Source organism: Sporomusa malonica, from assembly GCF_900176355.1.
Lineage (GTDB): Bacteria > Bacillota > Negativicutes > Sporomusales > Sporomusaceae > Sporomusa > Sporomusa malonica.
In genome coordinates, this window is record NZ_FWXI01000004.1 from 299,874 (window position 1) to 313,182 (window position 13,309).

The window sequence follows — 13,309 nt, forward strand, 5'->3', positions numbered from 1 at the left end:
GCTCCTGTTTCTATCAAAATAAGCCACCTCGACCCGTTCCAATCCTGTTATATGGATCGGACGAGGCTAAAGCAGCAAAAGGTAGTGGATTAATGACCCTTATCCAAAGATCATGTTCATCAGTGATTGTTTTTTACATCCTATAATTTTCTCACGACACTAATAATAGCAAAAATGAGCGCATTTGTCGATTATTCTTTAAAAACAAGCGAATTTTTTAATAAAAAGTCGTTTTACGCCCAAATAGTCGGCTTTATTCATTAGAATGGACGTATTCTGTACAATTAGAATAGTTTAGAAAAAGTCTATAAATCTTAAATGATGGTAATATAAAACCCAGAATTTACGCGTTAGCAAAATTCTGGGTAGAAGAAGGAACCTTTTATCCTTTTAAGATAACCCTACCGGACAAGTCTTCAGGCAGTTGAAACACATATACTGATTTCCTAAATAGGCCGCTTGCTTCAGGCGGGCATATTGTTCATCCATAAGCATCTTTTTCTGCTCCTCCGGCGAACTACCTAAACGCTGCAACTGGAAAGTAATATCGGCTACTATGCCGTAAGGCTGTGAATGACCTAAACATTTCATTACATCTGTTTTTCCCGCTTCATCTAACGCTCTTGCTGGGCAATTATCAACACAAAGATTACAGTTTGTACAGAAATCATCACATTTTGGAGAAGCCTGCAACGAAAGATTTGTAATAATACTCGTGTAGTTAACCCGTGTACCAAACTGGGGATGAATAACAAGATTATGGCGGCCAAATGACCCTAGACCAGCAGCAACGGCTGCATGGCGTTGGGAAAAATCTGCAATTGCCTTTCGGTCATTGTGTATTTCAAAAGGATATGAAATCGGCAAAGTAGCCACTTTAGCATTGTATTTACGCTCTAGAAAACGGGCAATCTGGTAACTGGAGCTTCTTGCAAATGAGCCCAAATCTAAATAACCGTTCTGAGCAGCACTTGTACTTGGACTTTCACAGCTTGATAAAACCCTATACGCCAACACAATAATTGATTTTGCATCAGGTAAAAACTTTGTAATTTCATATGATTTGGGGCTTTGGTAGTCCTGAACTGAGGCAAAACCAACATCATCCACCCCCAAATCCAAAATATAATCTCTAATTTGTTTCTCCATTACCTACCACTCCTTATTTTTACGTGCATATACACTTACTTTACAAAAAAAATTATGGCAACTATAAAAATCCTGCCTTTGAAGCTTGCCCTATTTCAAGACATGACTTGGACTCAAATTAACGTGTATATGCACATATATTGTTACTTGTTATAGTATAACCTTATTCATGTCGTGTCAATATCAACATTCTAATTATTAAAATTATTCTTGTACATAATCAAACGCTATGACTATCCTAAACTGCCTATCCTTTGATATCAGCTATGAGACCATTGATTAAGAGTTCTATTGATTTATCTAGCATTGCATCTTTTAAGGGTATTATATGAGGCGGGATAACTGCTTGATTGACAATCAGGCTAGCAATCCCCTGGACGTGAGCCCAAATGCAGAAAGCAAGTAATTCTGGACTATCGCCCTGTACACTATAGTCTTTCATAAAAACCGCAACAGCCTGAACCCACACATTCCAACAGTGGATGCCGGCATCATAAAGCTCTGGATATTCAGTATAGTCTGGAGCAGCAGGACTGGTGATCAAGCGAAAAAGCTCAACCTCTCTTTGGGCAAACTGTACATAAGCCCTTACACCGTGGATGATCTGTTCTTTTGAATCCTGGTGATTTTGAGCTACAGCCAGCAGATCCTCTGATAACATGCGAAAGCCTCTCGCCGCAACCGAGGCAATAAGCCCGGTTTTGTCTTTAAAATGGTGGGCAGGGGCTGAATGGGATACTCCGGCTGCCTTTGCCACTTTCCTAAGAGCCAGACCGTCAACGCCATCAACAGCAAGAATTTGCAGTGCTGTTTGAATCAATGCAGCGCGCAAATTGCCATGGTGATACTGGGACTGTTGCTTTTGGGATAAATCTATCTTTAGGTCCTTATTATCCATAATGTTCTCCTTTCAGTGTGAATACAATGCCAATCTTGACACTGTCAAGATTGGCATTGTATTATATAACCATATATTCTATTGTATCATGAGGAGGATGCAAATTGCTAAAGAATCAAAAAATCAAGCTTTATTCCAGCATTGGCACAGCATTTTTTGTAGTTGCGTTATTAGCCGGTATCCTGGTTACAACCAATCAGCAATCCCAGAGCATAATGGATGAAGTGCCTTACGTACGTACAACAGTTGTCAAACTGACTGAAGCAGCGCCGAGTTATACTTACTCTGGCGAGGTGCGGGGGCGGTATGAAAGCAAGCTGGCCTTCCAGGTCAATGGAAAAGTGATCAAACGAAATATTGAGCTAGGCAGTATTGTCAGACCAGGGGATGTGCTGATGCAGATAGATAGTAAAGATATTCAGCAAAATGTTACAAGTAGTGGAGCCCAGGTTTTTGCAGCCCAGTCGCAAGCGAAACTGGCTAATAACAATCAACAGCGTTATCGGCAGCTCTATGAACAGCAGGCCATTAGTAAAGCAGAATATGATCGCTATGATACGGCATATGATACAGCTAATGCCTTAGTACGGCAAGCTGAAGCACAGCATAGGCAAACCGTAAATCAGCTAGGCTACAGCAATTTACAGTCTGACAGCCCGGGAATTGTTGCCAGTATTGAAGCCGAAGTCGGTCAGATAGTAAGTGCCGGTCAAAACATCGTTACCGTCGTGCAGGATGGTGAACGGGAAATAGAAATTAGTATTCCCGAGAATCGTCTTGAGGAATTGCGCAAAGTTCAGCAAGTTCAGGTTGAATTTTGGGCGCTTCCTCAGGTTAAGCTTAATGGCAAGGTACGAGAAATAGCACCAATGGCAGACGCCGTTTCCCGCACCTACAAAGTGCGCATCCAACTAGCAAACCCGCCTGCGGAAATAAAGTTAGGGATGACAGCCACAGCAAGAGTAGCAGGTACTGAACCACAAAAAACCGGGGTTGACGTTCCATTATCCGCTATCTATCAGACCGGCGATACCCCTATGGTTTGGGTTGTGCAAGACGGCATTTTATCTCTGCGCCCGGTTCAAATCAGCACCTTTGGCAATACCTCAGTCCATGTAATGGAAGGGCTGGCAGCTGACGATGTGATTGTAACAGCAGGGGTTCATAAATTGAGGGAAGGACAAAAAGTCCGGACAAGCGGTGCCACGCTATGAAAAACTTTAACTTGACTGAGTGGGCCCTTACTCATAAGCAACTCGTCTATTTCTTTATGTTTTTGACTTTTGTTATGGGCGCTATCTCTTATCAATCCCTTGGTAGGATGGAAGATCCTGACTTTGTCATTCGTCAAATGATTGTCGGTGTATCCTGGCCAGGAGCTAACGCCCGTCAGGTAGAAGAGCAGGTTACTGATAAAATTGAGAAAAAATTGCAAGATACGCCGAACCTATATTATCTGAAAAGTTATTCAAAAGCAGGCGAAGCCATTATCTATGTATATTTACAAGAATCCACACCGGAAAAGGATGTTCGTCAGACCTGGTTAGAGGTACGCAATATGGTCAATGACCTCAAGCAAACCTTGCCTGAGGGCGTTGCCGGATTTTATTTTAATGACCGGTTTGACGATGTATTTGGCAATATCTATGCAGTAACTGGCGATGGCTACAGCTATGAAGAGTTGAGAAAAACAGCCGAGCGCATACGCAGAATCCTGTTAGGTGTAGAAAATATCAAGAAAGTGGATCTGATAGGCGTTCAGCCGGAAAAAATTTATATCGAGATGGAAAATACCAAGCTGGCCCAGTTGGCCATAGACCCTGTTTTTATTATTAATACAATTAAAGCCCAGAATGCAATAAGTCCCTCAGGAATGGCAGAAACAGCGTCTGACAATATTTATCTGCGTGTTACTGGTATTTTTGCAGATATTGAAAGCATTCGTTCTCTACCCATTCGCGCTAACGGACGAACTTTCCGCTTAGGCGATATTGCCAGGATTGAACGAGGCTATGCCGAACCCCGTGAACCCCAGATGTTTTATAATGGCCAACCGGCAATCGGCATAGCATTGTCCATGGAAAAAGGGGGCAATATTCTTAACCTCGGGAAAAACCTACATCAGGCAGTAAAGGAAATACGCCAGGAATTGCCGCTGGGTCTGGAAATTAACCAGGTATTAGATCAACCACAGGTAGTATCAGATTCTGTGGGCCAGTTTACAGAAACCTTGGGTCTGGCAATCCTTATCGTTCTGGCTATCAGCTTTCTGAGCCTTGGTTTTCGTTCGGGTATTGTCGTAGCACTTTGTATTCCGCTCGTAATCGCCGGAATATTCACAGGTATGAAATTGGCAGGTGTGGATTTACACAAGGTTTCCTTGGGGGCATTGATTATCTCCCTGGGTTTATTGGTTGATGATGCTATCATTGCGGTAGAAATGATTATTGTAAAGTTGGAGCAAGGCTGGAACCGGTTTGATGCAGCCTGTTATGCCTATGCGGCTACCGCCTTTCCCATGCTGACAGGCACCTTGATTACCTGTGCCGGATTTATTCCTGTGGGTTTCTCAAAAAGTATTGCTTCCGAGTATACCAACAGTATTTTTACCGTCGTAACCATTGCGCTACTGATATCCTGGGTTGTTGCAGTCATTGTAACACCTTTATTGGGATACAAACTTGTCAATGCAGCGGCAGGAGGGCGTGGTCATTCTGCTTATGACACGACTTTCTATCGCTTATTTAGGCAACTATTGAGCTGGTGTCTTACTCATCGCAAAATAGTGCTGGGATTAACGCTGGCCTGTTTTATCGGCTCACTGTTTTTATTCACTTTGATTCGGCAAGATTTTTTTCCGCCCTCCACCCGCCCGGAACTTATCGTAGAAATGACATTGCCGGAAGGAGCCTCCTTTCAGGCTGTTGAACAGGAGGCAGCAAAATTAGCAGCCGCCCTTAATGATGACCCCAATATCGTAAACTATACCTACTACATTGGGCAAGGTGGGCCTCGTTTCGTATTAACAATCGAGCCTGTTTTACCCACAAAAAACTATGCCCAGTTTGTCATTGTTACCAAGGATACGACAGCGCGAATTGCGCTTCAGCAAAAGTTAGATACGTTGATTTCCCAACAGTTCGAAAATGTCCTCGTACATATGAAAACAATCCAGACAGGCCCGCCGCAGCCATATCCGGTAATGCTCCGTGTCACCGGCTATGAGCATGCAAAGGTACGGGAAATTGCCGAAAAAGTTCGGTCCGCCATGGCAGACACCCCTGGATTACGTGATGTTAATCTGAACTGGAATGAAAAAAGCAAAGTAATGCACCTGCAAGTTGACCAGGAAAGAGCCCGGATGTTAGGGGTTGACAGCCTGCAGTTAGCCAATAGTCTACAAAGTCAGGTATCTGGTATTCCTGTAGGTGAATTTCGCGAGAAAGACCAAAAAATCAGTATGCTTTTCCGTATTGATGCCAAGAGCCGGCAGGATTTGTCCAGTATCAAAGACCTGAATATCCATACCGGTAACGGCAAGTACATCCCCTTAGATCAAATTGCCCAAATTCGTTACGAGGCGGAAGATGGGTTAATCTGGCGCCGCAATCTAAAACCGACCATTACTGTTCAGGCCGAGGTAAAGCCTGAAATTACTGGTAACGACGCCACCCGGCAGGTTTACGACAAATTACTGGAGTTACGTAATAGTCTGCCTCCAGGTTATGCGATATCTGTCGACGGCCCGCTTGAAGACAGTTTCCGTTCGGTGGGTTCTCTACTTAAGCTGGTGCCGGTAGTCATGCTGATTATGATGATCTTACTCATGATCCAGCTTCAGAGTGTATCACGCATGATCCTCACCTTATTAACAGCACCACTGGGAGTCATCGGCGTCAGTCTTTCCCTGCTGATCACCCAGCAGCCAGTGGGTTTTGTGGCAGTATTAGGGATATTGGCTCTAGCAGGCATCATCATCCGTAATTCAGTTATTTTAATTGACCAAATTGAGCAGCAAATTCTGCAGGGAGAATCGCCGTGGGATGCTGTGATTAACGCGACAATACTTAGATTCAGGCCAATCATGCTGACTGCCGTCGCAGCCATTCTTGGTATGATTCCATTATTCTCTAGTATCTTCTGGGGACCAATGGCGATCGCGATTGCCGGTGGTTTACTGATCGCAACGATTCTGACATTACTCGTACTACCTACCATGTATGTCACTTGGTTTAGGATAGGCAGTAAAACTTCTTGTACTCCCACACTAACCGTTTAATGGATACTAGAGATTATTTATAGTTGTTGTATTTTGCCATTACCATAGCCAAACGTCTAATCCCCTCATTAATACGTTCTTCCGGCATATTAGAGTAGTTCAGGCGAAAGGTATTCTCGACACCGCCATTGGGAAAGAAAGAATCACCGGGAACGAAGGCTACATGATGCTGCAAGCACTCCTTTAAAAGGCTAACCGCTTTGATGTGTTTGGGCATTTCCACCCAGGTGAATAGTCCACCCTGCGGTCGGGTAAAGGTAACCGCACTGTCAAAGTATTCTTCCATGGCATTTACCATCGCATCCCGGCGACTGCGATATACCTTGATAATATTTGCAATATGGCTTTCAAAGTCATACATATCCATGTAGGCAGAGATTTCACGCTGACTCAGGGACGATGTATGCAAATCAGCCCCCTGTTTAATAAGTACATACCTTTCAATAAACCGGCTGTCGGCAGCAATCCAGCCTACTCTCAGCCCCGGGCAAAAGGTTTTAGAAAAGGTACTTACAAAAATGACCAGACCTTTTGTATCCATTGATTTGACTGCCGGTAAAAAATCACCCTCAAACCTTAATTCCCCATAAGGATTATCTTCAATAACAGGAAGTTCGTATTCATTTACAACCTCCATAAGCTGCTGGCGCCGCGTTAATGACCAGGTCCGTCCGGTAGGGTTTTGAAAGTCGGGAACAATATAAATGAGCTTAACATTAGTTGTTGTTTCTAAAATCTTCTTCAATTCTTCGATGATCATCCCCTGATCATCAGTCGGTACGGCAATAAACCGTGGCTGATAAGCCTTAAAGGCACTAATTGCTGCCAAATAAGTCGGGCTTTCGCATAAAACAACGTCACCGGCACTCAGAAATAACTTCCCGGAGAAATCGAGTGCCTGCTGTGACCCACTGGTAATCAACACATTATTTTCTTGAACATTCGTATTAAACTTACGGTTCATGCGGGCGGCAATCTGCTGGCGCAGCCGCTCAAAGCCCTCGGTAGTAGAATATTGCAGCGCTTCCTGCCCCGCCTCATTGAGCACCTTGACAGCTACTTGTTTCATAGCCTCAACAGGAAAAAGCTCTGGTGCCGGTAATCCCCCAGCAAAGGAAATAACCTCAGGCCGTTGGGTAATTTTTAGTATTTCACGAATCTCCGATGCACACATCAAATCCATACGTTCGGCAAAAATTACAGCCATATAAAATCCTCCCTGTTTTTAAACAACTACGGTCCGCAGTTTGTAGGTTGTTTTTTATCATATACGACTCCCAACCCTGCGTAAATATCCAAATGTTACTTTTTAAAATAAAATTGGATACTTAATACACGAAAAATAACAAAAAGTAGTCACGTATTAAACATGACTACTCACAGCGCGGACGCAAACCGTTTTCTTGGATGATTATCTACCCAAGACAGAGGTTTTACTCTTATAGGATTATTATACTAATATTCCCAAAACATTCTTTGAATCTCAGTACAATTCTGTGTCTTGGTTAAAGCCAGCATAAGTAAGACTCGAGCTTTCTGCGGATTAAGAGAATCTGCAGAAACAAAACCACAGGCATCATCATCGACAGCACCATTACGAGTGACAATACCACTTCCGGTGCGACTACTACGAGTAATAACAATCCCATTTCGGGCACATTTAACAAGCTCTGCTTTGATGAATTCAGGTATGCCGCCGTTCCCCAGTCCAGCATAAACTATCCCTTGAACCCCTGCCATCACAACTGAATTAATCAAGGTAAGACCGCTATTAACATAGGAATAGATGATTTCTACCTGCGGCAGCTCAGACAAGCCTGTAATATCAAACTCAGTCTGGGTAGTATGCTTACGGGTTGGGAAACGGTAAAAGTGGGAACTGCCATCCTGGATATAACCAAGATAACCTAAGTCAGGCGATTTAAAAGTGTCTTGTAATGCAGTATTCGTTTTAGTCACTTCACGACTGCAATTAATTGTATCATTCAGGGTAACAAGCACCCCTCTTCCGCTAGCCTCCTGGCTGCTGGCGAGAGCTACCGCATTATAAAGGTTCATGGGACCATCTGCACTTATCGCATTCGCTGGACGCATGGCACCAACTATTACAACAGGTTTTTCGCTTTTAATTACAAGGTTTAGAAAGTAAGCTGTTTCCTCCATCGTGTCTGTACCATGGGTCACAACTACACCATCTATTTTGTCTGACCGCAGTAACTCATTAATACGATTAGCAAGCTTAAGCCATATCTCGGTATTCATGTCGCAGCTGTCAATCTGAGCAATTTCTTCACCGGTAACATGAGCAAGGTTTTGGATGTATGGCATACTGTCGATCAGACTATCTACAGTAAGAACGGCAGACTTATAAGTAAGCATGTCAGTTTCACATGAAGCATTACCTGATATTGTCCCTCCAGTAGCCAAGATTACGATATTTTTTTTCATGAAAAACTCCTTTGCGAAATATAGGCTTCATATCGTCTAATACCTTTAAAAAGCATATAAGCTACTAGTCACTTTACCACAAAATAAAGAAAACACGGCTTGTACCGAGCCTCTGGCGAAGGTGGAAGTCGATGTTGCCCTTATCCAGGAGAAAGTTATACTTTCTATCAGGAAAATCAAAACTCCTGCCAAATCCACAGAGAATTTGTCAGGAGTTTTCGCTGCCAATCCAGTCATATAAATTTTCTAATGACTACTTCTGCAGACTGTAGGGGAAACGAACTATGCACGTTGTACATCTGCCCCCACTTTCGAAGTCGATTTTAGCCTGATGTCGTTGAGCAATGCTATAACATACTGCTAGTCCAAGCCCTGTGCCAGTTTCTTTTGTTGTAAAAAAAGGTGTGCCCATCTTCGGAAGTAGATCAGGGCCAATGCCCGCACCCTGGTCAATAATTAGCAATCTGATCTCACTCTTTTCTACATCTGTTTTAATAAACAGACAACCTCCATATTCCATTGCTTCTAAGCCGTTTTGAGTAATGTTCAATATTAGTTGTTTTATTTCTTTGGCATCAACAGATATATTCGGTATATTTTTCAGGTCAAGCTCTACTGATAATCCACGTATAAGGGCTTCAGACTGAATTAATGGCTGTAATTCTTCGATCAGACTATTCAGGTTACATTCTTTCGTCTTAATAGCCTTGTTATGTGCCATGGAAAGAAATTCGGTGATAATACTATTAGCCCGATCCAACTCGTCAATCAATAATTGAAATTTAGAATGGAGGGATAGAAGTTCTTTTTTCATTAAAAAAAACTGCAAGTAGCCTCTAACAGTGGTCAAAGGGTTTCGCACCTCATGACCAATAGCAGCCGCCATTTCCCCGACAAGCCTTAGCCGGTCTAGGCGTGCTAGCTCGCTTTCCGCTTGTCTTTTGGACTGTTCTGCACTCAAAACGTCTTTCTCAGCTAACTTCACGATATTAACGGAATACATATATAAGCTAACACCTATGGCTGTGCCCAGAATGGCAAAAATACTAGCCATCTTAACCGTTCCCAAGATTAGTTGTTGAACGCTTTCCCGAATCTCAACAAAACCGTAGATTTCATTATTATACCTAATGGGATTGCGAAAAGGATGGGTCATCCCAGCCTCCCCGTTTATTACTTGCTTGAATATGAGGTTACCCTCTCTATCGAAAATATTTATAGACTCTAGCTCTGGGCGAACATTAGATTCATCAGCTAATTCCATAAATTTAACTACATTATAGTACCATAGGTCTGGATTATCCTGAATAGTCGGCTTAATCTTATATGCAAGTTCCTCACTGCGCAATAGCGCTTGGTAGTGAAACTCCTGCCAGCTGACTGTAAAATAAACAATCGGCATAGTTAGACTTACAGCCAATCCAATCAAGATTGATACTATTTTCATCCTTTTTGCAAAATCATCTGAAAAGCATAGTCTAGATGGCATAACAATCACCTTCCACTTGGTACGGCGCCCCACTTCGCTAGAATCTGTTGCCCCTCTGGCGAAAACACAAACTCAAGAAATTCCGCGCTACGACTACTTATCTGATCTTTATAAACAAAAGAAAGCTCTTTAACTAGTTTGTATTCACCACTAAGAATATTATTTTGAGTAGGCGCTACACCATCAAAGTCCAAAGCCTTAATAGAATGATTTGCCGCTAAATCTGTAGTATTTACCACACCAAAAGAACCTTTTGTCTTTTGCAGTGCATCGACCATGTCACTATCTCTATAAAAAACTCCCCATCGCTGCTGATGATAGGATTCAAATAAAGCGTCTTTTAAGCCAGGTATTTTGTCATATAGAACAAGGTTTGAACTATCATTCCGTTCTCGGACAAAGACATAAATTTTTGAGCCGTTAGACCAAGTCGCCTTGGAACCTTTAACAATATCTATTATGCTCGAGCTGGAGATCTCCGTATCAAGAACATCTCTATGCACACCAAAAATAACTGCAACGCGCGCGTATGGGACTTCTTTCAGACCTAGCTCACGTTCTGCCGAGGTTAAATGCCTTGAAATTAGACCTAGTTCTAATCTGCCGGATTTAACCGCGTTGATTGCCCCGTCGCTGCCAATACTGCTGGGTAATTCAATTTTTACTTTTGATTTGGCATTATATCCTTCCACCAATTTTCTAGTAACAGGGATATTACTTCCCGAGCCCGCAACTATAAATTTATCGTGTACAATAAAGCCTTGCAAAGACTTACTTTCTGCTGCACTTGGCGTTTTTTCAATACAACCCGAAGTGAGAAGAAGCATTAGAAACAGCCATAATATCCTCCCATACTTTAGAATCAAAATGCATTCTCCTCATTAGCATATTTCACTAAATGCACAAATAACAACACTATTGTCCACTGCTCTCTCGAACGCTCTCGTGGAACAACAAATTTTAAAAACGGCCTGTATATACACAACCTTCTCTTATTTTCTTCCAAAAATTTAATATTCCTCCTTTTTTTTACAATAAGTAAAAATTTTTTTCACATACTTGCTGAAACAAACAAACCCCTCCTCACCGTCTTTCAGCGGCAAGGAGGGGCACGTGTAACCCAGTATTATATCAGGCCGTAGGCCTTCATTTCAGCGCGAAGAATTTCCAGGTTATTATCAGTGAGGTCTGTTAGCGGCATACGGCATTGGCCAACCTTAAAACCCAGCAGGCTCACAGCTGCTTTAACAGGGATCGGGTTTACTTCGCAAAATAGTGCTTTTATGAGGTTTAGGGTTTGAAGCTGAAGCCTGATAGCACCATTAATGTCTCCTTGGAAAAATTTATCAACCATATCATGGGTGTCTTGCGGAATGATATTAGCCATCACAGAAATAACCCCTTTGCCCCCTAATGAGAGCACAGGTAAGACGGTATTATCATCACCAGAATACACGGCAAAATTGTCTCCACATAGATTAACTACTTCACCAACTTGCCCGAGGTTACATTCCTTAATGGCAACAATATTTTCTATTTCTGATAATGCTTTAATCGTCTCAACATTTATATTTAAGTTTGTTCTGCTAGGTACATTATACAGAATGATGGGTATCTTGACGCTATTGGCAATCAGCTTAAAGTGCTCATATAAGCCTTTTTGTGTAGCTTTATTATAATAAGGAGTAACCGATAATAGCCCATCAGCCCCGACTGCTTCGGCCGCTTTTGATAATTCGATGGCATGCCGGGTATCATTGCTGCCTGTACCAGCAATTACCGGTACGCGCTTGTTGATGGTTTCTACCGCAAACTTGATAACGGCAATATGCTCATCATCTGGCATGGTAGAGGCTTCTCCGGTGGTGCCGCAGACTACAATGGCATCTGATCCATTTTTAATTTGAAACTCAATAAGTTCTGCTAATGACTGATAATCAACACCGTTGTCCGTAAAGGGAGTTACGATTGCTACTGCAGCGCCAATAAATAATGGTTTTCTCATTAGATAACCGCCTTTTGTTTATATTTAGTGATAAAAATCCTTATTACTATGATTTTAGCCTATAATCAGTTAAAAAGGAATTATATACCACATATATACCAAAATTTTTTTAATGATTTTTTATGCATTAAAAAGCTTCCCAGGGTTTAATACCCCTTGCTGGTCAACAACGCTTTTGAGCTTCTGTCCAACAGCAAAACCGGTTTCTCCTGTTTCCCATTTCAAGAACGGCGCTTTCATATAACCAATACCATGTTCACCGGACAAAGTACCCCCAAGCTCTAACGCTGCCTTAAAGAGATCTTCTACCGCTTGTTCTACCCGTTCCATCTCTTCATGGTCATGCTTATTGCTTAGAATATTGGGATGAAGGTTACCGTCACCGGCATGACCAAATATGACCATCTTTAGGTCATACTTCTTGGCAATCGCGCGCAGGCGGCGAACCATTTCGGGGATCTGACTGCGGGGAACAGTGGCATCCTCCGAAATCTTGGTGGGGTTGATTTTGCCACAGGCCGGCGAGATGGCCCGGCGGGCGCGCCATAGTTTATCGATATCTTCGGGGGTTGAGGCTGCCTGGATCTCGGTGGCGCCGCATTTTCTACATACTTTCATGACATGTTCGGCCTGTTTGGCGATGGCCACGGCACTGCCATCGACCTCAATTAAGAGGATGGCTTCGGCACTCACCGGCAGCCCTACGTTAAGGTAATCCTCCACGGCGCGGATGGTCTGGTTATCCATGATTTCCAGGGTTGTCGGGATGGTGCCTGAGGCGATCATGTCACTTACGGTGTTGGCTGCGTCATCAAGGCTGTTAAAGATCGCCAGCAGGGTTTGTTTGGCGCTTGGTTTGTCAACCAGTCTCAGATAAGCCTTGGTCACAATGCCCAGCGTGCCTTCTGAGCCTACCAGGAGCATCCCCCAGTCAGGTCCAGCCATCTCACTGTCAAATTTGTTGCCCACTTCGACTACGCTGCCGTCTGGCAAAACAACTTCCAGTCCAAGTACGTAGTCGCGGGTAATACCATACTTTAC

At 42.9% G+C, this 13,309-nt stretch carries 10 protein-coding genes; 2 read left to right on the forward strand and 8 right to left on the reverse strand.

Features of this window, described 5'->3' with window-relative positions:
• Positions 1-390 precede the first annotated feature (390 nt).
• Both B9A22_RS06615 and B9A22_RS06620 read right to left on the reverse strand, forming a co-directional pair.
• Positions 391-1,149 carry an epoxyqueuosine reductase gene (locus B9A22_RS06615; RefSeq protein WP_084574915.1) on the reverse strand — a complete coding sequence of 253 codons (759 nt, stop codon included), beginning with the start codon at positions 1,147-1,149 and terminating at the stop codon, positions 391-393.
• 247 nt (positions 1,150-1,396) lie between these two features.
• Positions 1,397-2,047, reverse strand: coding sequence for a TetR/AcrR family transcriptional regulator (locus B9A22_RS06620; protein ID WP_084574916.1), 651 nt, complete (start codon positions 2,045-2,047; stop codon positions 1,397-1,399).
• 104 nt (positions 2,048-2,151) lie between these two features.
• Here B9A22_RS06620 and B9A22_RS06625 point away from each other — a divergent pair, with 104 nt between their 5' ends.
• Positions 2,152-3,261 (forward strand): efflux RND transporter periplasmic adaptor subunit, encoded by a 1,110-nt coding sequence (locus B9A22_RS06625; RefSeq protein WP_245823849.1) that lies wholly within the window; start codon positions 2,152-2,154, stop codon positions 3,259-3,261.
• Positions 3,258-6,326 (forward strand): efflux RND transporter permease subunit, encoded by a 3,069-nt coding sequence (locus B9A22_RS06630; RefSeq protein WP_084574917.1) that lies wholly within the window; start codon positions 3,258-3,260, stop codon positions 6,324-6,326. The genes B9A22_RS06625 and B9A22_RS06630 overlap by 4 nt, the downstream gene beginning before the upstream one ends.
• A gap of 13 nt (positions 6,327-6,339) precedes the next feature.
• Here the strand turns inward: B9A22_RS06630 and B9A22_RS06635 are convergent, their stop codons facing one another.
• From B9A22_RS06635 to B9A22_RS06660, 6 genes are all read right to left on the reverse strand, one after another.
• On the reverse strand, positions 6,340-7,533 hold the full coding sequence (locus tag B9A22_RS06635; RefSeq protein ID WP_084574918.1) for an aminotransferase-like domain-containing protein: 1,194 nt from the start codon (positions 7,531-7,533) through the stop codon (positions 6,340-6,342).
• A gap of 248 nt (positions 7,534-7,781) precedes the next feature.
• Entirely contained in the window at positions 7,782-8,774 is a 993-nt protein-coding gene (locus tag B9A22_RS06640) for a type II asparaginase (protein ID WP_084574919.1), read from the reverse strand.
• 253 nt (positions 8,775-9,027) lie between these two features.
• The gene (locus tag B9A22_RS06645; protein ID WP_084574920.1) at positions 9,028-10,263 is read right to left on the reverse strand and encodes an ATP-binding protein; all 1,236 of its coding nucleotides are present in this window, start codon (positions 10,261-10,263) and stop codon (positions 9,028-9,030) included.
• Positions 10,264-10,268: 5 nt separating this feature from the next.
• On the reverse strand, positions 10,269-11,129 hold the full coding sequence (locus B9A22_RS06650) for a substrate-binding domain-containing protein (RefSeq protein WP_084574921.1): 861 nt from the start codon (positions 11,127-11,129) through the stop codon (positions 10,269-10,271).
• Positions 11,130-11,389: 260 nt separating this feature from the next.
• A complete protein-coding gene (gene dapA / locus B9A22_RS06655) occupies positions 11,390-12,268 on the reverse strand; it encodes a 4-hydroxy-tetrahydrodipicolinate synthase (RefSeq protein WP_084574922.1) in 879 nt (292 codons plus the stop codon).
• A 120-nt stretch (positions 12,269-12,388) separates the two neighbouring features.
• Positions 12,389-13,309 (reverse strand): FAD-binding oxidoreductase (locus tag B9A22_RS06660; protein WP_084574923.1); only part of this gene is annotated, 921 nt, incomplete at its 5' end.